We start from the raw sequence: 25,231 nt of genomic DNA on the forward strand, positions 1-25,231 counted from the left end.
GGGTCTAGCGCCGTCTCAGCAGGCTCTTCATGCGGTTGCGCAGCAGGCGGGCCATGTTGCGGGTCTCGCGATAGAGATGCAACTGCGAGGCTGCCTGGCGCGCGAGGCGATCGGCGTCCGGCGTCAGCCCGATCACCAGCGTGCCGATCGGCCTGCGCTCGGTCCACAGCCTGCTCATCACCGGATGGTCCGGCACCGCGCAGGAATCGGTCATCATGATGTTGGGATCGTCGAGATGCTGCCTTGTGACCTCGATCATCAGCAGCGTGCCGGGCGAATAGGCGGATAGCGTCTCGTCATAGGCCGTCTTCCAGGTGTAGGCGACGCCGGCTTCGACGAAGACGATCAGGCAGGCGATGGTGCGGCCATCGAGCGTCAGCGAATGGATGCGGCACATGTCCTGTTCGGCGAGCCGGTGCACGGCCTCGCGGGCGAAGGCGGCGCGGAAGCGGTCGATCGCCATGGCGGTGCGCTCGCGGCCCTTCCAGCCGGACGCTTCCAGCGTCAGGAAGCTTTCGATGGCGTGGCGGATCTCTTCGGGGCCGCGCGCCACCACATGCTCCAGACTGCCGAGGTCGGCAAGGCGCCGCTTCAGGCGGCGGAACTCGCGGTAATGGTGCGCGCGTAGCGAAGCCTTCAGATAGTCGTCGCCGTCGAGCTCGCTCTCCAGCACGGGGCGCGCCGTCTGGCCGGTGGTGACCAGCGTCAGGCCGCGCGTCTCGGCCACGGTGCCAAGCACGCTCGCCACCGGGCCGTCGAGCCTCATGTCGGGCAGCACGAGGACTTTCGGCATCTTGAGATGCGGGCGCGACAGCATCGAGAAGAAATCCTCGACGACGCCGATCGGATCGTCGCGGTCGATCAGCGGCGTGCCGAGCGGACCGAAGGGGCTAGACCAGGTGCGCATCACCGGAACGCCGAGCGGCACCACGGGCCGTTCCACCGAGATCGGCACCAGAAGGCGCAGCCGGTTGCGGTATTCGTCGCCGTCGCGGATCACCGCCAGCCGGACTTCGCGATCCTCCAGCCGGGGCATGGCCGGCGCCAGAAAACGCGGATTGAAGAAGACGTTCGGCTCGATCGTGCGGGCGCAGAGATAATCCAGCTCCTCGACAAGGTCGAAGCCGGCCGATGCCGGATAGATGGCAAGCTTGCGCTCGGGCCGGTTGTTGGCGAGGATTTCGATATGGGCCGGGTCGGCGTCGCGCGCCAGGCCGGCAAGGCCCGACACCATGGCGCCGGCGGTGCCGCCGCTGGTTTCCTCGAGCAACGGGATGGCGGCCATCAGGCGGCTCCTTTGGCAGGCACGAAGATCACCATGACGATGCCGAGCTTGCGCCACACCGTGAAGGACAGCGCGCTAGCCTCGAAGATCATGGCAAAGGCGGTGGCCATGGCCGCGCCCCACAGGCCGAAATGCGGGATCAGCACCACGTTGAGGCCGATGTTAAAGGCCAGTGTCATGGCATAGACGGCGGCGCAGATGTTCTGGTTGCCGCTCATGGTGAGCAGGCTTTCGCATGGGCCGACGGCGGCGCGCGCCACGACGCCGAAGACGAGCAGGAACAGAAGCGGATAGCCTGAGGTGAATTCGGGGCCGAACAGCACCAGCATCGGTTCGCCAAGCGCCAGCACCAGCAGCGCCATCACGAGTGACGGCCAGAAGGTCCACGACACCGTTTCGCGGGCGAAGGCGGCAAGCTTTTCCGGATCGCCATGGGTGAACTGCGCATAGCGTTGGGCAACGCCGGCCTTGACGGCGAAATAGACGAAATGCACCAGCGCCAGCGTCTTGACCGTGGCGAAATAGACGGCGACGTCATTGGGGTTCATATAGGCGCCAACCATCAGCACGTCGGCATTGGTGAGCAGGAAGAAGAAGCTTTCGACTAGGAAGATCGGCAGCGAAACGATGAACCATTGCGCGAAATGCACCTTCATCGGTCCAGCCGGAATCTGCCTTTCCATGCGGTGCGTGATGCCGATCAGCTGAGCGAGCGTGGTGACGTAGGTGGCGGCGATCGAGGCGAAGATCGCCGTCCTGGCATCGGCGGCGTAGCCGACATAGAGCATCAGCGCCATGAACAGCAGGATCAGCACCGGCCGTATCAGATAGGTCGGCGACAAAGCGAACAGCGCCCAGCTGTTCGCCCTGGCCTGGCCTTGCAGCAGATCCGACACCGCGATCATCGGCAGGCAAATGACGCCGAGGATGAACGGTATCACGTAGTAGTTTTCGATCCAGGGCGCCGCCAGCCAGACGCCGAGCGCGCCAAGCCCGGCGATGATGGTGGAGGCGATCAGCACGAACAGGCGGCTGGCCACGACGATGCCGCGCAGTTCGTCCATCATTCCGCGCTCGCGGTATTCGGGGATGAAGCGGATGACCGAGGTGTGGAAGCCGAGGCAGGCGAGGTTCCCGACGATGACCATCGTCACCCAGACAAGCACGAAGATGCCGTATTCGAACGAGCCCATCCAGCGCGCCATCAGCACCTGGCTGATGAAGGCGATGACGGCGCTGACGATGCGGATGGAGAAGGCGATGACCGACATGCGGCCGGCCTCGCCGCGTTCATCGGCGGTGAACAGCACGGCGTCGATGCGGCCAAGCAATGGCCTCACGCGCAGCGCCAAACGCTGCGGCAAGAACCGCCCGGCAGTCGTGGCCGCGGAAAAGCGCACCCCGATCTCTCTCCATTTTCCGCCTCTTTTTCAGGCTTTGGTGTAGCGGAGACACATTAAGAAACGGTTGGGTGAGGGGTGGTTGGCGTGGCGGACGAAAGCCAACGATTTGGCTTTTCGAGCGACGAACGGTGAAGACCCGGTCCGCCTTCGGGCGGATCAAAAGGTCCAGTGGACCTTTTGAAGGGGCTGAACGCCCGAAGGGCAGGGAGCCAAAGCGGAGGGCCGGCAGGCCGCCGGTGTGCGGCGAAGCTCAGAATCCGCTTTTCGAGGAACTCAGCGCCGCCCCTCATCCGCCCTATGGGTAGCTTCTCCCCGTGAACGGGGAGAAGGAAGAGGGCGCCCTTACGCAAACGCCCCATGACAATGCTTGTACTTCTTCCCCGATCCGCAGGGGCAGGCTTCGTTGCGGCCGACTTTGCCCCAGGTGGCCTGGTTGTTGGGGTCGCGGTCTTCGGGGGCGACGATGGCGTTTTGCTCCTGGCGCACCAGGAGGGCGGTTTCGCCGCCTTCGAAATCATTCTCGCCGGTGCTGCCGTCAATATGCGTGCCGAACATGTCGGGCGCCTCCGGGGGCGGGGCTTCGGCGGCCTGGCGGACGAGTTCTACGCGCATCAGCTGCGCGGTGACGGCCTGGCGCAGATTGCCCAGCATCGCCTGGAACAGCTCGAACGCCTCGCCTTTGTATTCCTGCAGCGGATCGCGCTGGGCGTAGCCGCGGAAGCCGACGACCGAACGCAGATGGTCGAGATTGACGATGTGCTCGCGCCACAGATGGTCGAGTGACTGCAGCACCACCGAGCGCTCGACATAGGTCATCACCTCGGGGCCGAAGCGTTCGGAACGCTCCTTGGCGGCGACGTCGGCGGCTTGCGTGATGCGCTCGCGGATGTCGTCCTCGGCGATGCCCTCTTCCTTGGCCCAGTCCTCGATCGGCAAATCGAGATTGAGGAATTCGGCGACCTCGGCCTTCAGGCCGGCGACATCCCACTGCTCGGCATAGGCGTTCTCGGGAATGGCCTTGGCGACGATCTCGTCGATGACGCCCTCGCGCATCTCGGCAATGGTTTCCGACAGGCCTTCGCCGTCCATCAGCTCGATACGCTGCTCGAACACCACCTTGCGCTGGTCGTTGGAGACGTCGTCATACTTCAGCAGGTTCTTGCGGATGTCGAAGTTGCGCGCCTCGACCTTCTTCTGCGCCTTTTCCAGCGCCTTGTTGATCCACGGATGGATGATCGCCTCGTCTTCCTTGAGGCCGAGCTTCTGCAGCATGCCGTCCATGCGCTCGGAGCCGAAGATGCGCATCAAATCGTCCTGCAGCGACAGGAAGAATTTCGAGCGGCCGGGGTCGCCCTGGCGGCCGGAGCGGCCGCGCAACTGGTTGTCGATGCGGCGCGATTCGTGGCGTTCGGTGGCGAGCACGTAGAGGCCGCCGGCGGCCAGCGCCTTTTCCTTCAGGCGCTCGACGTCGGCGTGGATTTCCTTCTCGCGCGCCTCACGCTCAGGGCCGGCGGGCATGTCGCCCAGTTCGTCCTCGATGCGCATCTCGGCATTGCCGCCGAGCTTGATGTCGGTGCCGCGGCCGGCCATGTTGGTGGCGATGGTGATGGCGCCGGGCTTGCCGGCCTGGGCGACGATAGCCGCCTCGCGCTCGTGGTGGCGGGCGTTCAGCACCTCGAAATCCTTGAAGCCTTCCTTGCGCAGGCGCTCGGCCAGCTGCTCGGACTTCTCGATCGAGGTCGTGCCGACCAGCGTTGGCTGGCCCTTGGCGCTGGCCTCGCGGATCTCCTTGACGATCGCCTTGTATTTCTCCTCGACCGTCCGGTAGACCTCGTCGTCCTCGTCCTTGCGGATGACCGGCAAATTGGTCGGGATCTCGGTGACTTCGAGACCGTAGATGTTGCCGAACTCCTCGGCCTCGGTCAGCGCCGTGCCGGTCATGCCAGACAGCTTCTTGTAGAGGCGGAAGTAGTTCTGGAAGGTGACGGAGGCGAGCGTCTGGTTCTCCGGCTGGATCGCCACATGCTCCTTGGCTTCCAGCGCCTGGTGCAGGCCTTCCGAATAGCGGCGGCCGGGCATCATGCGGCCGGTGAACTCGTCGATGATGACGATCTCGCCGTTGCGCACGATATAGTCCTTGTCCTTCTGGAACAGCCGGTGCGCTTTCAGGGCGTTGTTGACGTGATGGACGATGGCGACGTTCTCGACGTCATAGAGCGACTCGCCCTTCAACAGGTCGGCGTCGCGCAGCAGGTTCTCCAGCTTCTCGGTGCCCTCCTCGGTGAAGATCGAGGTCTTCTGCTTCTCGTCGATCTCATAATCCTGCGGCTGCAACTGGATGATGAAGGTGTCGATGGTGTTGTACATTTCCGAACGGTCCTCAAGCGGACCGGAAATGATCAGCGGCGTGCGCGCCTCGTCGACGAGGATGGAATCGACTTCGTCGACGATCGCATAATTGTGGCCGCGCTGCACCATCTGGGCGCGCTCATACTTCATGTTGTCGCGCAGATAGTCGAAGCCGAGCTCGTTGTTGGTGGCGTAGGTGACGTCGGCGGCGTAGGCGGTGCTGCGTTCCTCGTCGGACAGGCCGTGGACGATGACGCCGACCGACAGGCCGAGGAATTTGTAGACGCGGCCCATCCATTCAGAGTCGCGCGTGGCGAGGTAGTCGTTGACGGTGACGACGTGGACGCCCTTGCCGGCAAGCGCGTTGAGGTAGACCGGCAGCGTCGCGACCAGGGTCTTGCCCTCGCCGGTGCGCATCTCGGCGATGCCGCCATTGTGCAGCACCATGCCGCCGATCAGCTGGACGTCGAAGGGGCGCATGCCGAGCACGCGGCGCGCCGCCTCACGGGCGGTGGCGAAGGCCGGGACCAGAAGGTCGTCAAGGCTGGCGCCGTTGGCGATATCCTGGCGGAATTTTTCCGTACGCCCCGCGAGTTCGGCGTCGGAGAGCGCCCGCATCTCGTTTTCCATGGCGTTGATCGCCTCGACACGGGGCCGGGTCGATTTGACCCGACGGTCGTTGGAGGAACCGAAAACCTTACGGGCGAGACCGCCGAGACTGACCATACAATGGTCCTTTCGATAGAATTCTCAATCTTTAAGATGAGCGCCGGCCGGCCCCATCAAATCCGCGTGAACGCACCGCCTGAATACGGGCAAACACAAAAAGCGCCCGGAAAACGGTTCTGGACGCAAAGTCGTTGGACAGATAAGAGGGGGCTCAACTGATGTCAACGCCGCGCTGGCCCTGCCGGTCGCGCCAAATTCCGCCACAATCTGGCTGATCTGGAAGCCACCCCTTCTTACAATCCTTCCCCGGAGTCATTTTCATGTCCTTATTGTTTCGCCGTGCGTCGCTCGCCAGCCTTGGTCTGGCCTTCGGCCTGTCGGCTCTTTGCCTGTCGCCTGTCATGGCGCAGGAGACCGCTCCTGCTGCTCCGGCCGATGCTGCTGCGGCACCGGCGGCAGCGCCCGTCGATCCGAACGCCGTGGTCGCCACGGTCAACGGCCAGCCCTTGACTGAAGCCGATCTGGTGCTTGCCGAAGGCGAACTGTCGCAGCAATTCGCGCAGTTGCCGCCCGAGCAGCGTCGTGCCGCCGCCCTTTCGGCGGCCATCGAGATCCGCGTCATGGCCGCCAAGGCCGTTACCGACGGCCTCGACAAGGATCCCGACTTCCAGCGCCGCATGGCGTTCCTGCAGCAGCGCGCGCTGCATGGCGAGATGGTCGAGAAGGGTGTCGTCGACAAGGTCACCGACGCCGAGATCCGCGCCCGCTACGACCAGGAAATCGCCAACACGCCGCCGGTCAACGAGGTGCATGCTCGTCACATCCTCGTGAAGACGAAGGAAGAGGCCGAGGCGATCATCAAGCAGCTCGACGGCGGCGCCGATTTCCAGAAGCTCGCCAACGAGCACACCAGCGATCCCTCGGGCAAGTCCAACGGCGGCGACCTCGGCTGGTTCGGGCCTGGCCAGATGGTGCCGGAGTTCGACAAGGCCGCCTTCGCGCTCGACGTCGGCAAATACACCGAGCAGCCGGTGCAGTCGCAGTTCGGCTGGCACGTCATCAAGCTCGAGGACAAGCGCGCCAAGCAGCCGCCGGCCTTCGACGACGTCAAGGACCAGGCCAAGCAGGCGGTCATCCGCGATAAGTATTTCGCGCTGGTCAAGTCGCTGCGCGCCGGCGCCAAGGTCGAGATCCCGGACGCTAAGCTGAAGCAGGCCGTCGACACGATGGAAGCCGGCAAGTAAGCCTGAACGGCGTTTTCAAGGGCGCGGCAGCCAAGGGTTGCCGCGCCCTTTTTGTTGGTCGCCACTATCTGCCTGATGCCGCTATGCCGTGCAGGAGATAGCGGACCATCTTGCGTATCGTCGCCTCAGGCTCGTCGAGCCGGTTGATCAGGAGATGCCGCCAGGCATAGGAAGCGACGAGGTCGGCGACCACACCCGGGTCGATATCCCCTGCAATCTCGCCCCTTGCCTTGGCGCGCTCGATGATCTGGCCGGTGTGGGTGCGGCGCCCTCCGGCATAACCGGCAAGGGCCGCGGCCGCGGTTTCATCCGACTGCGCCTCGGCGATCAGCGACTTGAAGACACTGCCCGACGATGTCTCGTGCCAGTGTGTGAACAGATTGATCAGGAAGCCGACGAGATCCTCTTCCAGGCTTCCGGTATCGGGAAGGTCAACACGCTTCTGGCGCTGGTAGACTTCGAGCAGCAGTGCCGCCTTGCTCGGCCACCAGCGATAGATGGTCGGCTTGCCGGCACGCGCGCGCCGCGCCACCGCCTCGATCGAGAAACCGGCATAGCCGGCCTCGACCAGCACGGCTTCGGCAGCCTCCAAAATCGCTTCGGCGCTGTCGGGATTGCGCCTGGCGCCAATCGATTTTCGTGCCGGATCGGCGATTTCGCCCATGAGCCGTTCCTCCCAAAGCGGTTTCTCGTCTCGGCTGAAACGACAACCTGCTGACAACTGTTTGCCTCGCCCCGCATTTTTGCCAGCCGGATGCAAACCATCCGGGAGCAAAGCGCTCGTTTTCCTTGCAGCGTTTGTGCGGACGCCAAATGAAGCCATTGGCCGCAAAATGCGCTGATGCCAAGGGATGCTGACACATCGGGATGCTCACACATCGAGATACCAATACATCATCGCTTGACGAAACGGAACGGTTCGTTCTATTCAACGAAACGTTTCGTTCCGTTGGGTATCGCCATGACGACTATTACCGCATCCAGTTCCGCACCCGCTGAGACGACGATTTCGAGTTGGATGACCTTTCTGCTGGCTGCCGCCTGCGGGCTGATCGTTGCCAATATCTACTATGCACAACCGCTGATCGGCCCGATCGGCGCCGAGCTTGGCTTGCCGCCACATGCGGCGGGCCTGATCGTTACGATGGCCCAGATTGGCTACGGGGTGGGCTTGCTGTTTATCGTGCCGCTTGGTGACCTCATGGAGAACCGCAGGCTCGTGCTCGGCATACTCGCCGTTGCAACGCTTGCCTTGCTGGGCGCGGCGATTTCAACGCAGCCAGCGGCTTTTCTGGCCGCGATGCTGTTTGTCGGCCTTGGCTCGGTCGCGGTGCAGACCCTTATCCCCTATGCGGCGCACCTGGCGCCGGAAGCCAAACGTGGCCGCGTGGTCGGCAATGTCTCGGTGGGATTGTTGCTGGGGATTATGCTGTCACGGCCGTTTTCCAGCTTCATCACTGCGCTGTCGTCCTGGCACGTCGTCTACTTCACCTCTTGCATTGTCATGATCCTGTTGATCGTGGTGCTGCGGTTTGCGCTGCCCAGGCGCGTACCGACGGCACGTCTGAGCTACGGCGCGCTTTTGGCGTCCATGGTGCATATTCTGCGCACGACGCCGGTTCTGCGGCGGCGGGCTCTCTACCAGGCGTTCCTGTTCGCGGCTTTCAGCCTGTTCTGGACGACAACGCCGCTGCTGCTGGCCGGACCCGATTTTGGCTTGACGCAGCGCGGCATCGGCTTGTTCGCATTGGCCGGCGTCGCCGGCGCAATCGCCGCGCCGCTCGCCGGAAGGGTTGCCGACCGCGGATGGAGCCGCCCGGCGACCGCCTTTGCCATGCTGTGCGTCGCTGCCGCGTTTCTCGTAACCCACATCGCGCGCAGCGGCTCGATGCTTTCGTTGGTGCTGCTGGTCGTCGCCGCCATCGTGCTCGACTTCGGTGTGCAGACCAATCTTGTCCTCGGCTATCGGGACCTGTTCGCACTTGGCGCCGCACATCGCAGCCGCCTGAACGGGCTTTACATGGCGACGTTCTTCATCGCCGGCGCAATCGGCTCAGGCGTCGGCGGTTGGGCGTATGCGCAAGGCGGCTGGCCCCTGGTGTCCTGGATCGGCCTGGCGCTGCCGGTTGCAGCACTGCTTTGTTTCGCCACTGAATTCATGTCGCGCGAAAGCGCGTGATTTTGCGACTTGATCAGCCGATGCTCATTGCATCGCTTGCGATGTCTCGGACTCGATGCGCCATCCGTCTTCGGCCTTGACCAGCCCGAGCGTGACGCGCGCCTTGCCGGTCAGCCGTGCCGCCGACTTGTCCTTCGGCACATAGTCGTAGCGCATGGCAAAGGCGGCCTCAGTACGGTCCTCGCCATGTGGCGTGATCTCAAGGCTTCCAGGCTCCAGCCCGAGCGACCACGAGGCCCATTGGGCGAACCAGTCGGTCTTCACCTTGACGATGGCATCGACGTCGTAGCGTGTGCCGAAAATGGTGGCCGACGAGCCGTAAATCCGCTTGATCGTCTCGCTCATCGTCCTGGCGTCCGGTGCCAGATAATCTCGGCGCAGGAATTTCTCGATTGAAGTCTTGTCGTCGCCGACGGAGCGTTCCAGTGCCGCGACCTGCGAGGCCGGCGCGGGCTCAGCCGCCGGCTTGGGCTCGGGGGCAGGCCCTTCACCCGGGACGAATTCGAAGCGTTCGAGCAGTGAGCCCTGTTCCCAGGGGCGCTGGCCCTCGCGGGTTTGCGAAACCACGTCGCGGCGCACCGCGATCATCATGTCGTTGATGCTCTGGCCGGGTTCGGCGATGTGGCGCAGCAGGGCAGCGGCAAAAGGCGAGTTGCGCCCGCTGCCGTCCATGGCGACCGCACCCGGCGCGGTCGAAAAGGCGATGAAGGAGCCGCGCGTCGAATCGAACTGCGCCAGCCCCGCCAACGCGGTAGCCGAACGTGTGGCGGCGGTGCGGCTCAGACTGCGGGCAAACGGGTTGTTGCGGCAGGCGTCGAGAAACACCAGGCTGACCTTGGTCTGCTGTTCCATGATGTCGAGGACTTCGTCGATCGGCACGGCTTCGAGCTGCAACTTCACCGGCATATCGAGCCTGGCGTCGACCGGCACGATGTAATTGCGCCCGTCGACCTGCAGGCCGTGGCCGGCGTAATAGAAAAGCCCGACGCCCGCGCCTTCGAGCGCATCGGAGAACTCACCGATACTGCGTTCAAGCTCGCGCTTGCCGAGATCATTGCCTTCGATGACCTCGAAACCGATCGAGCGCAGCTTGTCGGCGATGTCGAGCGCGTCGTTGACCGGATTGGCCAGCGTCCCGGCTTCGGCATAGCTGCCATTGCCGATAACGAGCGCCACGCGCCGCGCCGGCTCAGCGTCGGCGCTGAGCAGCAATAGTCCCAGAAATGCCCATGCGAGGATCGCAAGCCTGCCCATGGGCACAATCATAGCGCCACAGGCCCCGGCGACGCCAACAGATTTGAAATGCAAGCTTAATCCGGAGTGGTTCGCCGCCCCGGCAGGCGCGGCGAAAACGCCCTTGCGCCCGCGCGCCGTATCGGGCAAACCGGCCTTCCCTTGCGAATTTCCCGCCCGAGGTCCCCATGTCCACGTCGATTTCGCCGCTCGCGCCGAAGAAATACCCCAAAATGCCTGTCATTGAAGGGGTGCGCATTGCCACCGCCGAAGCGGGGATAAAGTACAAGAACCGGACTGATCTTCTGGCCATGGTCTTCGACGCCGGCACCACGGTCGCCGGCGTGTTCACCAAGTCGAAATGCCCCTCGGCGCCGGTCGATTTCTGCCGGCAGAACCTCGGCGCCGGCAAGGCGCGGGTGCTGGTCGTCAATTCCGGCAACGCCAATGCCTTCACTGGCAAGAAGGGCCGCGAATCCACCGCGCTGACCGGCGAGGCGGCGGCCAAGGCGGCCGGCTGCACGCCAAGTGAAGTTTTCCTGGCCTCGACCGGCGTCATCGGCGAGCCGCTCGACACGACCAAGTTCAGCCATCTGCTTGCCGGACTGGTCAGCGACGGCAAGCCGGACCTGTGGACCGAGGCGGCAAAGGCCATCATGACCACGGACACCTATCCGAAAGTGGCGACGGCGACCGTCAAGCTCGGCGATGCCGATGTCACCATCAACGGCGTCTCCAAGGGCGCCGGCATGATCGCCCCCGATATGGCGACGATGCTGTCCTTCATTGCCACCGATGCGCCGATCGCGGCCCCGGTGCTGCAGGATCTGTTGTCGCGCGGCACGGCCAAGACCTTCAACGCGGTCACCGTCGACAGCGACACCTCGACCAGCGACACGCTGCTGATCTTTGCCACCGGCAGGGCCGCCAAGCGTGGCGCCCCAGAAATTACTGATCCCAAAGATGCCCGCCTTGGTCAGTTCCGCCGCGCGCTCGGCAAGGTGCTGAAGTCGCTGGCACTGCAGGTGGTGCGCGACGGCGAGGGTGCCCGCAAGCAGGTCGAAGTCACCGTCACCGGTGCCAAATCCGCCCGCTCGGCCAAGCGCATCGCGCTGTCGATCGCCAATTCCCCGCTGGTCAAGACGGCGGTGGCCGGCGAGGACGCCAATTGGGGCCGCGTCGTCATGGCCGTCGGCAAGGCCGGCGAGCCGGCCGATCGCGACCGGCTGTCGATCTGGTTCGGTGATAACAGGCTGGCGCATGAAGGCGAGCGCGACCCGGCCTATTCGGAAGAAAAGACATCCGCTTACATGAAGCGCGACGATATCCGCATCCGCGCCGATATCGGCATCGGCCGCGGCAAGGCGACGGTGTGGACCTGCGACCTCACCAAGGAATATGTCGCCATCAATGGCGATTATCGGAGCTGACGGTTTTGACTTCCAGGCATCCGGCAAGCATGCTCGCAATCGTGCGCCGCTACGAGGCGGCGGGCTTTCGCGCCTGGCCGGCGGCCGCCGTCCACTATGACGGTACCTGGGTGGTGCGGCTGACCGCCGGCCATCCGGCCAAGCGGCTGAATTCGGTCAATCCGCTCGATCCCGGCGACATCCAGCACATCGCCGACCGCATCGGCCGGGCCAGCCGCCGTTTCGACGCCTATGGCAGGCCGCTGACGTTCCGCATGTCGCCGCTCTCAGGTCCCGATCTGGCCAGTCATCTCGACAAGAAGGGCTGGAGCCGGTTCGACGAATCGCTGGTCATGCGGCTGCCGCTCGCCGATGCCCAGCTCGATGCCGCCATGGACCAGATCCCGCTCAAGGACATCAGCCGCTTCATCGGCGCCTCGCTCAAGGTCAGCGGCTCGGATGTTTCGCTGCGGCCCGGCCTGTCGGAGATCATCGGCGCCATCCAGCCCGAGGCCGGCCTGTTCGCGCTCGAGGACGGGACTGAGCCGCTGGCGACGCTGATCTGCGTGCATGACGGCGATCTCGCTGGCTTGTTCGAGGTGGCCACCGACAAGGCGGCGCGCAACAAAGGCCATGGCCGCAACCTGATCCTGTCGGCGCTGAAATGGGCGCGGCTGCGCGGCGCGCGGGAAGCCTGGCTGCAGGTCGAAGCCGGCAACGTGCCGGCGTTGGCGCTCTATCGGTCACTCGGCTTCGAGGAAGTCTATCGCTACCACTATCGCCGGCCGCCTGGTCATGAGTGAAGTTGGGCATGAATGATCTGGCCAATACCGGCAAGCGCCTGCTCCTGGTCGCTGCCTGCGCGCTGGTCGACGCCGACGGCCGCGTGCTGCTGGCGCAGCGGCCCGCGGGCAAGCAACTCGCCGGCCTGTGGGAATTTCCCGGTGGCAAGGTCGAGCCGGGCGAGACGCCGGAACAATGCATCATCCGCGAATTGCATGAGGAGATCGGCATCGAGACCGATATACCGTGCCTGGCGCCACTTACCTTCGCCAGCCACTCCTATGACGATTTCCATCTGTTGATGCCGCTGTTCGTCTGCCGCCGCTTCCGCGGCATCGCCCAACCCCGGGAAGGGCAGGCGCTGAAATGGGTGCGGCCAAAGCAGATGCGCGACTATCCGATGCCGCCGGCCGACGCGCCGCTGATCCCGTTCCTCATCGACCTGCTCTGATGGGCGGCGACGGATCGGAACCGCGATCCATATCAGCCAGCGTTAATGGAAGATTTATCTCATCATGAAAAATTGATGTATGGCCGTGTCCTTGCGGCCGCGTCGCCAATTCGCTGGGGAGCGATAGTATGAGCCTGGACAGGGATTGGGATTCGATCCGGCCCGACCGTAGCTTTCGTGCCGCCGATGCCGGTATGGGCATCCTGCGCATCACGCTGCTGTTCGGATCGGCCGCGGTGGCGCTGGCGCTGATCGCGACCCCTTTCCTCGACAGCAAGACGCGCTGGCAATCGGCGCGCGATGATTTTCCCGGCGGTCTCGACATGACAGCCACCGGCTCGATCAGCCACCGCAGCACCTACACGGTGCGCCGCAGCGTGCTGCAGCCGCAGCCCGATTCAGTCTGCATCATCGGCTCCGACGGCAGGACCAGCGGCGACTGCTGACATGGTTAAGATATTCTCGAGAAGGGGGCGGTTTCACCGCCTGTTAAGGCTTTGCCATTAACCTTTCTTAACAGATCGGCGGTAAGGTCATGGAAAGGGGGATCGAGGTGATGAAAACAATGCTGCTGCGTTTTCTGACGGACGAGACCGGCGCCACAGCCGTCGAATACGCCTTGATCGTCTGTGTACTGTCGCTGACGATCATCGGCGGCATCGGCCAGGTCTTCAACTCGCTCACCTGGCTGTTCAGCAACAACACCAGCAGGCTTGCGAACGCCTTCGCTTCGCCTTGACGGCAATCGCGACGACCGCATCAGGATTCGCCGGAACCCTCCAGTATAGCCTTCAGCGAGACCTTGGCTGAACCAGGCTTCAACGGTTTTTGTTGCGATGCATCGGGAGCCCAGCCAGACATCCACACCATCGAGAAACTTGCCCGGATCCGGCCGTCGGGGTCGGAAAACCGCTCGGCATAGATTTCCGCGGCACGGGCAAACAGTCCGCGCGTGCCCGGCCGGCGGCTGCGATCGGTAAGCGCGCTGGTTTCGCCCATGGCGCGCAGGTCGGCCATCAAGGCAAACAAATTGGCATAGCGCACCGTCACGGTCTCGACATCGGCGACCGGCAGAGCGAGACCGGCGCGTTGCAGCAGCGCACCAGCATCGCGTACGTCGGTGAACGGGATGACGCGCGGGCTGGCGCCGCCGTAAAGCTCGGTCTCGGCCGCCAGCAGACACTCGCGCAACTCACTGAGTGTGCCGGCGCCGGCGAAGGCGCCGAGGAAAAGCCCGTCCGGCCGCAGCGCGCGGCGGATCTGGATCAGCATTCCGGGAATGTCGTTCATCGCCTGCAGCGACAGAAGCGACACCGCCAGATCGAGGCTTTGCGGCTCGAACGGCACGGTTTCCAGTGGTGCGACCAAGCCGGCGGCACCGTTCAGGAAAGCCGCGTCCGTTTCGACGCGGACGATCTCCGTCACCTTGCCGCTCGCGGCGAGCACGCCGGCGGCGGCCGGCGTCTGGCAAAACAGCACCGCCGCTTTGGCGAACCGGCGTTCGACGGCGCCCAGCCGGTCGGCCAAGTCCTCGGCGGCCCGGTTCATCAGGAAATCGGCACCGTCGACCGGATGGGTGAGCGCACGCCGCTTGTGCGCCAGCCAGAGATCGGTATCCATTATTGGCTGCAACGGGGGATCCTTGTTTGTCGACGCCCCCGATATAATTGGTATGGTGGCGTGGAGAACCAACCACGTGGCCGATCCGATGTCAGAGATCAAGTCCATCAGGATCAGGAACCTCACCTGCTTGGCTCTCGGCTGGCCGGCTCGGATCCTGTTTCCGCCGGTCTGCGCCGGATGCCGGCGGCATGTTTCGCAGCCGGGCGTGTTGTGCGGCGCCTGCTGGCCGAAGTTACGGCTCTTGGAGCGGCCCTGGTGCCCGGTGATGGGCACGCCGTTCACCCATCATATGGGCGAGGGCTTTCTGTCGGCGGAAGCGATCGCCGATCCGCCACCCTTCGAGCGGGCGCGGGCTGCCGTCGCCTATTCCGGCGTCGCCCGCCAGATGGTGCAAGGGCTGAAATACCAGGATCGCACCGATCTCGCCCCTTGGATGGCGCGCTGGATGGTGCGCGCCGGCGCCGATCTCATCGCCGAGGCCGATGTGGTGGTGCCGGTGCCGCTGCATTGGCGGCGCTTCTTCCGGCGGCGGTTCAATCAGTCGGCGGAGTTGGCGCGCGGGGTTTGCGAGCTCAGCGGGCTGTCTTTCGCGCCCTCCGCCATGCGGCGCGTGAAACTCACCCGCCAGCAGGTCGGGCTGGAGCGGCAGGAGCGCGAGGAGAATGTGCGCGCTGCCTTTCGCGTGCCGGCCGAGGCGGAAATCGAGATCGCCGGCCGCAGGGTGCTTCTGATCGACGACGTCTACACCACGGGCGCCACCGTGCGCGCGGCAACCAAGGCGCTGAAAAGGGGAGGTGCGGCCGCCGTCGACGTGCTGACCTTTGCGCGTGTGTTGCCGGGGGACTTCCGGGCGGACGAGTCCGCGACTATATAAGTCGGCAACGAAAGCGGAAATTCGTCATGGTCGATGTCACGATCTATACACGCATGATGTGCGGCTACTGCACGGCGGCCAAGCGGTTGCTGGAGCGCAAGGGCGTCACTTACACCGAGCACGATGCTTCGTTTTCGCCGGAACTGCGCCAGGAGATGATTTCCAAGGCGCACGGGCGTACGACCTTTCCGCAGATTTTCATCGGCGACACGCATGTCGGCGGCTGTGACGACCTCCACGAGCTGGAGGCCGAGGGCCGGCTGGACAGACTGCTCGCCAACGGCGCGACGATTTGAGGGTGTGACAATGGGTGTTTTCAAGGCTGCGGCGGTCCAGATGCGTTCAGGCGAAAGCCCAGAGCGGAATGCGGTCGACCTCGAACGGCTGGTGCGTGAAGCGGCGGCCCAGGGCGCGACCTACATCCAGACGCCTGAAATGACCGGGGCGCTGATCCGCGACAAGGAAGCGCGTGCGGCCTCCTTCATCTCCGAAGACAAGGACATCATCGTCGCGACCGCGCGCAGGTTGGCGCGCGAACTCGGCGTCTTCCTGCATATAGGCTCGACCGCCATCCTGCGCGCCGACGGCAAGCTCGCCAACCGGGCGCTGCTGTTTGATCCGGACGGTGCGGTGCTCGCCACCTACGATAAGATCCACATGTTCGATGTCGATCTCGACAATGGCGAGTCCTGGCGCGAATCCGCCGCCTACGAACCAGGCACCGAGGCCGTCGTGACCGGGGTTGCCGGCGCCAGGCTGGGCTTTGCGGTCTGCTACGATCTGCGTTTCGCGCAACTGTTCCGCGCCGAGGCGCTGGCGGGGGCCGATGTATTGACCGTGCCCGCCGCCTTCACCCGTCAGACCGGCGAGGCGCACTGGCATGTGTTGCTCAGAGCTCGCGCCATCGAGAACGGCGCCTATGTCATTGCGGCCGCGCAAGGCGGCCTGCATGAGGACGGCCGCGAGACCTATGGCCATTCGCTGATCGTCGATCCCTGGGGCCGCATCCTGGCGGAAGCCGCGCATGACGAGCCTGCCGTGATCGTCGCCGAGATCGACCCGGCGCAGTCGCTTGCGGCGCGCAAGAAGATCCCCAATTTGAAAAATGCGCGGGATTTTGCCGTCAATGCCGGTGCGGCGGAGGCGCCGCGTCTCAGGGGTGCTGCCTCTTGATCCGCTTTGCCCTCATTTGCGAGCACGAGCACCAGTTCGAGGGCTGGTTTCGCAGCAATGACGATTTCGACACCCAGAAGAAGCGTGGCTTCGTCGATTGTCCGAGCTGCGGCTCGCACAAGGTGCAGAAAGCGCTGATGGCGCCGGCCGTCTCGACGGCGCGCAAACAGGAAACCATAGCGCTTGCCATGGGCGAGGCGCAGAAACAGGCCCTGGCGCAACTCAAGGCGATGGCCGAGAAGGTGCGCGAGAATGCCGACTATGTCGGCGACAAGTTCGCCGAGGAAGCGCGCAAGATCCATTTCGGCGAAACCGATGCGCGCGGCATCTATGGCGAGGCGACGCTGGAAGAGGCCAAAGGCCTGGCAGATGACGGCGTCGAGTTCATGCCGATCCCGGTGTTTCCGGACGATAGGAACTGAGCGGTCAGCTCAGGCTGCTGATCAGCTTCTCAAGCAGGCGTGAAAGCGTCTCCTGCTCAGTGCGGGTCAGGCCCGCGAGAATCTCGTGTTCGTTGGCGACGTGGGCGGTCAGGGCCTCGTCGATCAAGGCCAGACCTTTCTCGGTAAGCTGCACGACAATGCCACGCCGGTCGTTGGGGTGCGGGCCGCGCAGGATCAATCCGGCCTTCTCCAGTCGGTCGAGCCGGTTAGTCATGGCGCCCGATGTTACCATCGTCGCCTCGTAGAGAGCTGTCGGCGTCAGCGCGTAAGGGGAGCCTGAGCGGCGCAGTGTCGCCAGCACGTCGAATTCACCGGCCTGCAGCCCGAAACGGGCAAACAGCGGAGCGAGGCGGTCGCGAGCGATCAGCGACGAGGCCTCGTTCAACCGCCCGAGCACGCCCATCGGCGAGACATCAAGCTCCGGCCGCTCCCGTTTCCATTGCTCAATCGCACGCGCTGCCCTGTCCACTGTCTCACCATTAAATATCTTGATGTTAAGAATCTTTCCATTATCTTACCGCAAGATGTAACGCTGGCCAAGTGGCCGCGCACCACAGGGCTCGATCATGAAACTTCTCTGGGAATCGGCGCTCGGCCTGCTGGTCGTCACCGGCGGCCTGCTCGGCCTGACGCTGCCGTTCGGCAAGCTTGCCACGGCGGCCGGTGTGCCGGCTATGGCCTGGGCCTTCGTCATCTCGCTCGGCGCCGGCGGCGTGCTGTTGTGCGCGCTCTTGGCGCGCGGGGAGCGTGTCCGGCTCACCGCGCACAAATTGCGTTATTTCTTCGTCACGGCCGCCGTGTCCTATGCCGTCCCCAATCTCTTGATGTTCTCGGCCATCCCGCATCTGGGCGCCGGCTATACCGGCATCATGTTCACGCTGTCTCCTGTGATCACACTGGTGTTTTCGATCCTGCTGCGTGTGCGGCGCCCCAACATGCTGGGCATTCTCGGTATTGCCGTCGGCTTCGTCGGCGCCGTCATGGTGGCGGTGACGCGCGGCGAGGCCGGCCAGCCGGCCGATCTGTTCTGGGTGATGATGGGGCTGCTGATCCCGGTCAGCCTTGCTGCCGGCAACATCTACCGCACGGTGGACTGGCCGGAGGGCACCGGCCCGATCGAGCTTGCCGTCGGCAGCCATCTGGCATCGGCGACGCTGCTGCTGGCTGGCATTCTCGCCCTGTTTGGCATCAAGGCCTTCGTTCCGCTCGGCGGCGTGCCCCTGGTCGTCGTCGCGCAAGTCGCGTCGGCATCGGCGATGTTCGCCTTCTTCTTCCGGCTGCAAGCGGTCGGCGGGCCGGTCTATCTCAGCCAGATCGGCTATGTGGCGGCCGCCGTCGGGCTGTTTGCCGGCACGATCTTCCTTGGCGAACACTATCAGCTGCTGACCTGGATCGGCGCCGTCATCATCACCGTCGGCGTCGTCATCACCACCAGGGCGCAAAACCAGAAGGCGTAGTGGATCAGATACCTGAAACGAGACAGGATCAGACCGAGCCTTTTTCCGCCAGCACCATGTAGTTGACGTCCATGTCCTTCGACCGTGCCCAGCGGTCGGCAAGCGGATTGTAGGTGACGCCTGTGCGGTCGATGATCGTCAGGCCGGCGCCGCCGAGTGCCTTTTCCAGTTCTTCCGGGCGCACCAGCTTGCCGAACTGGTGGGTGCCGCGCGGCAGCCAGCGCAGCACATATTCGGCGCCGATGATGGCCAGGCCCAGCGCCTTCAGCGTGCGGTTGATGGTGGCCACGAACATGATGCCGCCGGGGCGGACCATCTGCCCGCATTTGGCGACGAACAGGTCGATGTCGGCGACATGCTCGACCACTTCCATGTTGAGGATGACGTCGAATGTCTCGCCGGCGTCGGCAAGGTCCTCGGCCGTCGTGGCGCGATAGTCGACGCTCACATTGCCTTCGGCCGCATGCAGTTTCGCGACTTCGATGTTTGTTTCGGAGGCATCCGCTCCGACCACCTCGGCGCCAAGCCGCGCCATCGGCTCGCACAACAGGCCGCCGCCGCAGCCGATATCGAGGATGCGCAGGCCCTCGAACGGCCGCGCTGCGCGCGGATCACGGCCGAAGCGCGCCGCTATCTGGTCGCGGATATAGGAAAGCCGGACCGGATTGAATTTGTGCAGCGGACGAAACTTGCCGTTCGGGTTCCACCATTCGGCGGCAAGGGCGGAAAAGCGTTCCACTTCTCCGGCATCGATCGTCGATCGTCGGGGCTCAGGCATTGGTTGGTCTCCTAGAGCTCTTTGATTTGTCGCAATTCCGGACGGAAAACCGTTTCACACTTTTCCTGAACTTGCTTCAGAGCGCTAGGAAGTCGGGCGTGGGGGCGGGAATGTCAAGGCAGCTTTTTTCAATGCTGCCAAGGAGCGGGGCGACAGAGCGGCGGCGTTGCCGAAGGCGCCAGCTATCGTTTCGCGTCCAGCACGTCGCGCAGCTTGGCCTCGAGCTGCTCGATGGTGAACGGCTTGGCCAGGAAGTGCACGTCATGGTCGAGGACGCCGTTGTGGACGACTGCATTCCTGGTGAAACCGGTGGTGAAGACGACTTTCAGGCCGGGTTGGCGCGCGACCGCCTCCTCGGCGAGCTTGCGGCCATTCATTACCGGCATGACGATGTCCGTGAAAAGCAGGGCGATGCCAGGTGTCTCCGCCAGCTCCTGAAGGGCCTCCTGGCCACTTCCAACGTGGATGACCGTGTAGCCAAGTTCGCGCATGGCGTCTGTCGTGGCGGCCCGCACGCGGGCGTCGTCCTCGACGACGAGGATCGTTTCGGTGGCCTTGGCGGGGTTCTTGCCGAGCCCGGCGGGCGCTGCCGGCTCCTCCGGCCCGAAAAACCGGGGCAGATAGATCCTGATCGTCGTGCCTTCGCCCAGCTCGGAGTAGATCTTGACGTGGCCGCCCGACTGCTTGACGAAGCCGAACACCTGGCTCAGCCCAAGTCCCGTGCCCTTGTTGACCGGCTTGGTGGTGAAGAAAGGCTCGAAAGCCTTGGCCATTACGTCCGCTGACATGCCCTCACCGGTATCGCTGACCGCGATCATCACATATTGGCCGGCGATCACCTCGGCATGGGTAGCGGCGTAGCTGTCGTCGAGATGGCTGTTGGCGGTCTCGATGGTCAGCTTACCCTCTTCGCCCATCGCGTCACGAGCGTTGACCGCCAGGTTCAGGATTGCATTCTCGATCTGGCTGGGGTCGGCATGGGTTTTCCACAGGCCGCCCGCCAGCACCGTTTCGATGCGGATGCCTTCGCCGAGCGCACGGTGCAGAAGGTCGGACATGCCCGTCACCAGGCGGTTGGTGTCGACCACCTGCGGCGCCAGGGGCTGCTGACGGGAGAAGGCAAGCAGCCGGCCGGTCAGATTGGCCGCGCGTGTCGCGGCGTCCGTCGCGGCCTCGATGAATTTCTCGATATCATTCTCGCCGCGCTTCAGCTTGCGTTGGGCAAGGTTCATGGCGCTGAGGATCACCGCCAGCATGTTGTTGAAATCGTGGGCGATGCCGCCGGTCAATTGGCCGACGGCCTCCATCTTCTGCATCTGGCGTATCTGGGATTCGGCCTTTTCGCGTGTCTGGATCTCGCTGCCGAGCTCGATGTTCTTGCGCATCAGCTCTTCCTGGGCAGTTGCGACCTCGCGGAAGCGGCGGCGGGATTGGCGGATCGTGTAGGCGCCGAGCAGGAAGATCGCGATGAGGGCGGCCAGCGAACCGATGCGCAGCCAGGCCTCGACCTGGTCGGTATGCTCGTCGCGCGCGGCGATGTCGGCGGCGCCGATGCGCCGGATCGTATCCATGCTGGCGCGGATCTCGTCCATGGCGGCCTTGCCCTGGCCACTGCGGACCAGTTGCAAGGCCCCGGTCGCGTCGCCCTTGTCGTAGAACGCGATCGTCTCCGCCAGCTCGGCCTGTTTTTGCGAAAGCGCGTCCTTGATGTGGCTGATCTGCGGGGCAAGCTGATCGTTGGATGATGTCATGGCATCGATGCGGGCAAGTTGCCCAGGAATCGCATCGACAGCCTTCTGGTACGGTTCGAGGTAGGATCTCTCGCCGGTCAGCAGGTAGCCGCGCTGGCCGCTCTCGGCGTCCTGCGCCAATGAAAGCAGTCCGGAAAGCTGTTCCTGGTATTCGATTGTCTCGCGTGCAGCAGCACGATTGGCCCGCTGGCCCTCGACCAGCAGGGCGCGGGTGCCGACGATCAGAGCAAGCACGGCGAAGCCGACGGCAAGCGGGAGCGATTGCAATCGCATGGCGCGTCGAAGACGAGCAATCATCTGTTATGCCGAACCAAGAGGAATTCCCCGCGGGCAGCATTTGGTAAGCGGCACGGTCCCGGAAGGCAATACGCCGTCTTCTTGAGCCGGCATTCCGCCGCCAGCCTTGCGAAACCGAAAGCATTTGGCTAAGGAGGCCGCGCATTCAGCGGCCGGCGCCAGCCGGGCGCTTTCCTTCTTTTTCGGCTCCGGGCCGGCTTCAGTCAAAGGCATTTCGCTTCCATGGCGCGTATCGTGATGAAATTCGGCGGAACCTCCGTCGCCGACATCGCCCGCATCCGCAATGTGGCGCGTCACGTCAAACGCGAGGTCGATGCCGGCCATGAGGTGGCCGTGGTGGTCTCGGCGATGGCCGGCAAGACCAACGAACTGGTCGGCTGGACGCGCGAGGCCTCGCCGATGCACGACGCACGCGAATATGACGCGGTCGTCGCCTCCGGCGAACAGGTCACCGCTGGTCTGCTGGCCATCACGCTGCAGAACATGGGCGTACATGCGCGTTCCTGGCAGGGCTGGCAGATCCCGATCAAGACCGACAACGCGCACGGCGCGGCGCGCATCCTCGACATTGACGGCGCCTTCCTGATCAAGCGCTTCGGCGAAGGCCAGGTGGCTGTCATCGCCGGCTTCCAGGGCATCGGACCGGACAATCGCATCGCCACGCTTGGCCGTGGCGGTTCAGACACCAGCGCGGTCGCCATCGCCGCGGCGGTCAAGGCCGACCGCTGCGACATCTACACCGACGTCGACGGGGTCTATACCACCGATCCGCGCATCGAGCCCAAGGCGCGGCGGCTGGCCAAGATCTCGTTCGAGGAAATGCTTGAAATGGCCTCGCTCGGCGCCAAGGTTCTGCAGGTGCGTTCGGTCGAGCTTGCCATGGTGCACAGGGTGCGTACCTTCGTGCGGTCGTCCTTCGACGATCCCGACGCGCCCGGAATGGGGGATTTGCTCAATCCTCCGGGAACGCTCATTTGCGACGAGGAAGAGATCGTGGAACAGCAGGTCGTCACCGGAATTGCCTACGCCAAGGACGAGGCCCAGATTTCGCTGCGCCGCGTCGGCGACCGCCCTGGCGTCGCCGCCGGTATCTTCGGGCCGCTGGCCGAGGCCAACATCAATGTCGACATGATCGTCCAGAACATCTCCGAGGACGGCAAGTTCACCGACATGACCTTCACGGTGCCTTCCGGCGACGTCGACAAGGCACTTGTCGTGCTGGAGCGCTTGAAAGCCGAGATCGGCTACGATGTCGTGCAGTCGGAAGCCGGCATGTCGAAGGTTTCGGTCATCGGCATCGGCATGAGGAGCCATGCCGGTGTCGCCGCCACCGCATTCAAGGCGCTGGCCGACAAGGCGATCAATATCCGCGCCATCACCACCTCCGAGATCAAGATTTCGATACTGATCGACGGTCCGTACACAGAACTCGCGGTTCGCACTTTGCATTCCGTCTACGGTCTGGATAAGCAGTAGCGAGAACGATTTGAGTTGTTGCGTGTGCGCCGGTCGCAGTGGAAACTGCGGCGGGCAATATGCCCATTGGAGAAGAAGCCGCGATGCGTGACCAGGCCAGTGGCCCGCGCGTTTTGCTGAAACGGCTCCGCGAGCTCATGCAGGAGCCGCTGGAGCCGCAGGAGCGGCTCGACCGGATCGTGCGCGACATCGCTTCCAACATGGTCGCCGAAGTCTGCTCGCTCTACGTGCTGCGCGCCGATTCGGTGCTCGAACTCTACGCCACCGAGGGTCTGAACCCGAACGCTGTCCACCTGGCGCAGTTGCGGCTCGGGCAAGGCCTGGTCGGCACCATTGCGGCAAGCGCGCGGCCGCTCAATCTTTCCAACGCGCAGGAACATCCGGCCTTCGCCTATCTGCCGGAGACCGGGGAAGAGATCTACAATTCCTTCCTTGGCGTGCCGGTGCTCAGGGCAGGGCGCACGCTGGGCGTCCTGGTCGTGCAGAACAAGACCATGCGCCATTACCGCGATGACGAGGTCGAGGCGCTGGAAACCACCGCCATGGTCATCGCCGAGATGATCGCCACCGGCGACCTGGCGCGGCTGACCCGGCCTGGCCTCGAACTCGACCTGCGCCGGCCTGTCAGCTTCACCGGCCTGTCCTTCAACGATGGCGTCGGGCTTGGCCATGTCGTGCTGCACGAGCCGCGCATCGTCGTCACCAATCTGTTCAACGAGGACAGCGAGGAAGAGGTCCGGCGGCTCGAGACCTCGCTCGGCTCGTTGCGGCTCTCCATCGATGACATGCTGGAGCGCCGCGACGTCGCCTTCGAGGGCGAACATCGCCAGGTGCTGGAAGCCTATCGCATGTTCGCCAATGACCGCGGCTGGGTGCGGCGGCTGGAAGAGGCGATCCGCAACGGCCTGACGGCGGAAGCGGCGGTGGAAAAAGTGCAGAGCGACATGCGCGCGCGCATGCTGCACATGACAGATCCCTATCTGCGCGAGCGGATGAGCGATTTCGACGATCTCGCCAACCGGCTGCTGCGCCAGCTGATGGGGCGCGGGCCGGAGGATGTCGCCAACTCGCTGCCGAAGGACGCCATCATCGTTGCCCGTTCGATGGGAGCCGCTGAACTGCTCGACTATCCCCGCGACAAATTGCGCGGGCTGGTGCTCGAGGATGGCGCAGCCACCAGCCACGTCGTCATCGTCGCGCGCGCCATGGGTATTCCCGTTGCCGGCCAGATGAAGGGCGCCGTTTCCATGGCGGAAAACGGCGATGCCATCATCGTCGACGGCGAGGAAGGCGTAATCCATCTGCGGCCGCAGTCCGATCTCGAAGCCGCCTATGCCGAAAAGGTGCGGTTCCGCGCGCGCCGGCAAGAGGTCTATCGCGAGCTGCGCAAGAAGCCGTCGACGACCAGGGACGGCGTCCAAGTCGATCTCTTGATGAATGCCGGGCTTGCCGTCGATCTGCCGCAGCTGGCCGAGGCGGGCGCCGCCGGCATTGGGCTGTTCCGCACCGAACTGCAGTTCATGGTCGCCTCGACCTTTCCGCGTGCCGAGGCGCAGGAAAAGCTCTACCGCGACGTGCTCGAGGCGGCGCGCGGCAAGCCAGTTACCTTCCGCACCATCGATATCGGCGGCGACAAGGTGCTGCCCTACTTCAAGGGCGCCATCCAGGAAGAGAACCCGGCGCTCGGCTGGCGGGCGATCCGGCTGACACTTGACCGGCCCGGCCTGCTGCGTACCCAGATCCGCGCATTGCTGAAGGCCAGCGGCGGGCGCGAACTCAAGCTGATGCTGCCGATGGTGACCGAGCTTGGCGAGATCGCCCAGGCGCGCGAGATCATCGACCGCGAGGTGCGGCATCTCTCGCGCTTTGCCCATCATCTGCCGACCAGCCTCAAGCTGGGCGCCATGCTGGAAGTGCCGTCGCTGCTGTTCCAGCTCGACGAATTGATGAAAGCCGTCGATTTCGTCTCGGTCGGTTCGAACGATCTGTTCCAGTTCGTCATGGCGGTCGACCGCGGCAACACGCAATTGGCCAACCGCTTCGACACGCTGTCAGCGCCGTTCCTGCGCGTGCTCAAGCAGATCGCCGATGCCGGCATCCGCAACCACACGCCGGTGACACTGTGCGGCGAACTTGCCGGAAAACCCATTTCCGCCATGGCACTGATCGGTCTCGGCTTCCGTTCGATCTCGATGTCGCCAGCCTCGATCGGTCCGGTCAAGGCGATGCTGACGGAGCTGCCGCTGGACGAGCTGACGGCGTTCTTCGACGACAATCTGATGGCGCCGGCGCAAGGGTTGCCGATGCGGGCGCTGCTGCAGGCCTTCGCCGACGATCGTTCGATCCCGTTGTAG

The 25,231-nt window shown here is 64.2% G+C and carries 23 protein-coding genes; 14 read left to right on the forward strand and 9 right to left on the reverse strand.

The window, feature by feature from the left end; translation table 11 throughout:
* Positions 1–4: 4 nt before the first annotated feature.
* The 3 genes from AC56QX_RS10155 to secA form a co-directional block, all read right to left on the reverse strand.
* Positions 5–1,285: a GNAT family N-acetyltransferase gene (locus tag AC56QX_RS10155; RefSeq protein WP_497115669.1), complete on the reverse strand. Its 1,281-nt coding sequence runs from the start codon at positions 1,283–1,285 to the stop codon at positions 5–7.
* The gene (locus tag AC56QX_RS10160) at positions 1,285–2,685 is read right to left on the reverse strand and encodes an oligosaccharide flippase family protein (protein WP_497115671.1); all 1,401 of its coding nucleotides are present in this window, start codon (positions 2,683–2,685) and stop codon (positions 1,285–1,287) included. Before AC56QX_RS10160 ends, AC56QX_RS10155 begins: the two co-directional genes overlap by 1 nt.
* Positions 2,686–3,030: 345 nt before the next feature.
* Complete coding sequence (gene secA, locus AC56QX_RS10165; RefSeq protein ID WP_497115673.1) at positions 3,031–5,763, reverse strand: preprotein translocase subunit SecA; 2,733 nt, start codon at positions 5,761–5,763, stop codon at positions 3,031–3,033.
* A 263-nt stretch (positions 5,764–6,026) separates the two neighbouring features.
* Here secA and AC56QX_RS10170 point away from each other — a divergent pair, with 263 nt between their 5' ends.
* Complete coding sequence (locus AC56QX_RS10170; RefSeq protein WP_497115675.1) at positions 6,027–6,950, forward strand: peptidylprolyl isomerase; 924 nt, start codon at positions 6,027–6,029, stop codon at positions 6,948–6,950.
* Between the two features lie 64 nt (positions 6,951–7,014).
* Here the strand turns inward: AC56QX_RS10170 and AC56QX_RS10175 are convergent, their stop codons facing one another.
* Entirely contained in the window at positions 7,015–7,614 is a 600-nt protein-coding gene (locus AC56QX_RS10175; RefSeq protein ID WP_497115676.1) for a TetR/AcrR family transcriptional regulator, read from the reverse strand.
* Between the two features lie 297 nt (positions 7,615–7,911).
* Here AC56QX_RS10175 and AC56QX_RS10180 point away from each other — a divergent pair, with 297 nt between their 5' ends.
* A complete protein-coding gene (locus AC56QX_RS10180) occupies positions 7,912–9,129 on the forward strand; it encodes an MFS transporter (RefSeq protein WP_497115678.1) in 1,218 nt (405 codons plus the stop codon).
* A 24-nt stretch (positions 9,130–9,153) separates the two neighbouring features.
* Here AC56QX_RS10180 and AC56QX_RS10185 read toward each other — a convergent pair whose 3' ends face one another.
* A complete protein-coding gene (locus AC56QX_RS10185; RefSeq protein ID WP_497115680.1) occupies positions 9,154–10,383 on the reverse strand; it encodes a caspase family protein in 1,230 nt (409 codons plus the stop codon).
* 167 nt (positions 10,384–10,550) lie between these two features.
* On the opposite strand from AC56QX_RS10185, the gene argJ reads away from it, so the two are divergent.
* From argJ to AC56QX_RS10210, 5 genes are all read left to right on the forward strand, one after another.
* Positions 10,551–11,792 carry a bifunctional glutamate N-acetyltransferase/amino-acid acetyltransferase ArgJ gene (gene argJ / locus AC56QX_RS10190; RefSeq protein WP_497115682.1) on the forward strand — a complete coding sequence of 414 codons (1,242 nt, stop codon included), beginning with the start codon at positions 10,551–10,553 and terminating at the stop codon, positions 11,790–11,792.
* A gap of 29 nt (positions 11,793–11,821) precedes the next feature.
* Positions 11,822–12,574 carry a GNAT family N-acetyltransferase gene (locus AC56QX_RS10195; RefSeq protein ID WP_497115684.1) on the forward strand — a complete coding sequence of 251 codons (753 nt, stop codon included), beginning with the start codon at positions 11,822–11,824 and terminating at the stop codon, positions 12,572–12,574.
* Positions 12,575–12,582: 8 nt separating this feature from the next.
* Positions 12,583–13,005 carry a (deoxy)nucleoside triphosphate pyrophosphohydrolase gene (locus AC56QX_RS10200; RefSeq protein ID WP_497115686.1) on the forward strand — a complete coding sequence of 141 codons (423 nt, stop codon included), beginning with the start codon at positions 12,583–12,585 and terminating at the stop codon, positions 13,003–13,005.
* Positions 13,006–13,133: 128 nt separating this feature from the next.
* Complete coding sequence (locus AC56QX_RS10205; RefSeq protein ID WP_497115688.1) at positions 13,134–13,451, forward strand: hypothetical protein; 318 nt, start codon at positions 13,134–13,136, stop codon at positions 13,449–13,451.
* Between the two features lie 110 nt (positions 13,452–13,561).
* Positions 13,562–13,744, forward strand: a complete 183-nt coding sequence (locus tag AC56QX_RS10210; RefSeq protein ID WP_027041683.1) for a Flp family type IVb pilin — start codon at positions 13,562–13,564, stop codon at positions 13,742–13,744.
* A gap of 20 nt (positions 13,745–13,764) precedes the next feature.
* Here AC56QX_RS10210 and AC56QX_RS10215 read toward each other — a convergent pair whose 3' ends face one another.
* Positions 13,765–14,637 carry a methyltransferase domain-containing protein gene (locus tag AC56QX_RS10215; protein WP_497115690.1) on the reverse strand — a complete coding sequence of 291 codons (873 nt, stop codon included), beginning with the start codon at positions 14,635–14,637 and terminating at the stop codon, positions 13,765–13,767.
* A 76-nt stretch (positions 14,638–14,713) separates the two neighbouring features.
* Here AC56QX_RS10215 and AC56QX_RS10220 point away from each other — a divergent pair, with 76 nt between their 5' ends.
* Genes AC56QX_RS10220 through AC56QX_RS10235 form a run of 4 tightly spaced genes read left to right on the forward strand, consistent with a single transcriptional unit; the run spans position 14,714 to position 17,097 of the window.
* Complete coding sequence (locus tag AC56QX_RS10220; RefSeq protein WP_497117723.1) at positions 14,714–15,502, forward strand: ComF family protein; 789 nt, start codon at positions 14,714–14,716, stop codon at positions 15,500–15,502.
* 26 nt (positions 15,503–15,528) lie between these two features.
* Complete coding sequence (grxC, locus tag AC56QX_RS10225) at positions 15,529–15,798, forward strand: glutaredoxin 3 (protein ID WP_497115691.1); 270 nt, start codon at positions 15,529–15,531, stop codon at positions 15,796–15,798.
* 10 nt (positions 15,799–15,808) lie between these two features.
* Positions 15,809–16,675: a carbon-nitrogen hydrolase family protein gene (locus tag AC56QX_RS10230; RefSeq protein WP_497115693.1), complete on the forward strand. Its 867-nt coding sequence runs from the start codon at positions 15,809–15,811 to the stop codon at positions 16,673–16,675.
* Positions 16,672–17,097: a DUF1178 family protein gene (locus AC56QX_RS10235; RefSeq protein WP_497115695.1), complete on the forward strand. Its 426-nt coding sequence runs from the start codon at positions 16,672–16,674 to the stop codon at positions 17,095–17,097. The genes AC56QX_RS10230 and AC56QX_RS10235 overlap by 4 nt, the downstream gene beginning before the upstream one ends.
* A gap of 4 nt (positions 17,098–17,101) precedes the next feature.
* On the opposite strand, the gene AC56QX_RS10240 is transcribed toward AC56QX_RS10235, so the two are convergent.
* Positions 17,102–17,587, reverse strand: a complete 486-nt coding sequence (locus tag AC56QX_RS10240) for a MarR family winged helix-turn-helix transcriptional regulator (RefSeq protein ID WP_497115696.1) — start codon at positions 17,585–17,587, stop codon at positions 17,102–17,104.
* 97 nt (positions 17,588–17,684) lie between these two features.
* Between AC56QX_RS10240 and AC56QX_RS10245 the strand changes: the two genes are divergently transcribed.
* A complete protein-coding gene (locus tag AC56QX_RS10245; protein ID WP_497115698.1) occupies positions 17,685–18,575 on the forward strand; it encodes a DMT family transporter in 891 nt (296 codons plus the stop codon).
* A 28-nt stretch (positions 18,576–18,603) separates the two neighbouring features.
* On the opposite strand, the gene ubiG is transcribed toward AC56QX_RS10245, so the two are convergent.
* Both ubiG and AC56QX_RS10255 read right to left on the reverse strand, forming a co-directional pair.
* Positions 18,604–19,353 (reverse strand): bifunctional 2-polyprenyl-6-hydroxyphenol methylase/3-demethylubiquinol 3-O-methyltransferase UbiG, encoded by a 750-nt coding sequence (gene ubiG, locus AC56QX_RS10250; protein ID WP_027031212.1) that lies wholly within the window; start codon positions 19,351–19,353, stop codon positions 18,604–18,606.
* Between the two features lie 182 nt (positions 19,354–19,535).
* Positions 19,536–21,377 carry a CHASE3 domain-containing protein gene (locus AC56QX_RS10255; protein WP_497115700.1) on the reverse strand — a complete coding sequence of 614 codons (1,842 nt, stop codon included), beginning with the start codon at positions 21,375–21,377 and terminating at the stop codon, positions 19,536–19,538.
* 246 nt (positions 21,378–21,623) lie between these two features.
* On the opposite strand from AC56QX_RS10255, the gene AC56QX_RS10260 reads away from it, so the two are divergent.
* Positions 21,624–22,877, forward strand: a complete 1,254-nt coding sequence (locus AC56QX_RS10260; protein ID WP_027041672.1) for an aspartate kinase — start codon at positions 21,624–21,626, stop codon at positions 22,875–22,877.
* Between the two features lie 83 nt (positions 22,878–22,960).
* Positions 22,961–25,231 carry a phosphoenolpyruvate--protein phosphotransferase gene (ptsP, locus tag AC56QX_RS10265; protein ID WP_475456979.1) on the forward strand — a complete coding sequence of 757 codons (2,271 nt, stop codon included), beginning with the start codon at positions 22,961–22,963 and terminating at the stop codon, positions 25,229–25,231.

It is taken from the genome of Mesorhizobium sp. RCAM 06353 (genome assembly GCF_059683585.1).

What these genes read in the sequence shown, in the direction of transcription:
- AC56QX_RS10155 (WP_497115669.1), bottom strand. Translation starts at nt 1,285, where the DNA reads ATGGCCGCCATCCCGTTGCTCGAGGAAACCAGCGGCGGCACCGCCGGC.
- secA (WP_497115673.1), bottom strand. Translation starts at nt 5,763, where the DNA reads ATGGTCAGTCTCGGCGGTCTCGCCCGTAAGGTTTTCGGTTCCTCCAAC.
- AC56QX_RS10170 (WP_497115675.1), top strand. Translation starts at nt 6,027, where the DNA reads ATGTCCTTATTGTTTCGCCGTGCGTCGCTCGCCAGCCTTGGTCTGGCC.
- AC56QX_RS10175 (WP_497115676.1), bottom strand. Translation starts at nt 7,614, where the DNA reads ATGGGCGAAATCGCCGATCCGGCACGAAAATCGATTGGCGCCAGGCGC.
- AC56QX_RS10180 (WP_497115678.1), top strand. Translation starts at nt 7,912, where the DNA reads ATGACGACTATTACCGCATCCAGTTCCGCACCCGCTGAGACGACGATT.
- AC56QX_RS10185 (WP_497115680.1), bottom strand. Translation starts at nt 10,383, where the DNA reads ATGGGCAGGCTTGCGATCCTCGCATGGGCATTTCTGGGACTATTGCTG.
- argJ (WP_497115682.1), top strand. Translation starts at nt 10,551, where the DNA reads ATGTCCACGTCGATTTCGCCGCTCGCGCCGAAGAAATACCCCAAAATG.
- AC56QX_RS10195 (WP_497115684.1), top strand. Translation starts at nt 11,822, where the DNA reads ATGCTCGCAATCGTGCGCCGCTACGAGGCGGCGGGCTTTCGCGCCTGG.
- AC56QX_RS10200 (WP_497115686.1), top strand. Translation starts at nt 12,583, where the DNA reads ATGAATGATCTGGCCAATACCGGCAAGCGCCTGCTCCTGGTCGCTGCC.
- AC56QX_RS10205 (WP_497115688.1), top strand. Translation starts at nt 13,134, where the DNA reads ATGAGCCTGGACAGGGATTGGGATTCGATCCGGCCCGACCGTAGCTTT.
- AC56QX_RS10210 (WP_027041683.1), top strand. Translation starts at nt 13,562, where the DNA reads ATGAAAACAATGCTGCTGCGTTTTCTGACGGACGAGACCGGCGCCACA.
- AC56QX_RS10220 (WP_497117723.1), top strand. Translation starts at nt 14,714, where the DNA reads ATGTCAGAGATCAAGTCCATCAGGATCAGGAACCTCACCTGCTTGGCT.
- grxC (WP_497115691.1), top strand. Translation starts at nt 15,529, where the DNA reads ATGGTCGATGTCACGATCTATACACGCATGATGTGCGGCTACTGCACG.
- AC56QX_RS10230 (WP_497115693.1), top strand. Translation starts at nt 15,809, where the DNA reads ATGGGTGTTTTCAAGGCTGCGGCGGTCCAGATGCGTTCAGGCGAAAGC.
- AC56QX_RS10245 (WP_497115698.1), top strand. Translation starts at nt 17,685, where the DNA reads ATGAAACTTCTCTGGGAATCGGCGCTCGGCCTGCTGGTCGTCACCGGC.
- ubiG (WP_027031212.1), bottom strand. Translation starts at nt 19,353, where the DNA reads ATGCCTGAGCCCCGACGATCGACGATCGATGCCGGAGAAGTGGAACGC.
- AC56QX_RS10255 (WP_497115700.1), bottom strand. Translation starts at nt 21,377, where the DNA reads ATGCGATTGCAATCGCTCCCGCTTGCCGTCGGCTTCGCCGTGCTTGCT.
- AC56QX_RS10260 (WP_027041672.1), top strand. Translation starts at nt 21,624, where the DNA reads ATGGCGCGTATCGTGATGAAATTCGGCGGAACCTCCGTCGCCGACATC.
- ptsP (WP_475456979.1), top strand. Translation starts at nt 22,961, where the DNA reads ATGCGTGACCAGGCCAGTGGCCCGCGCGTTTTGCTGAAACGGCTCCGC.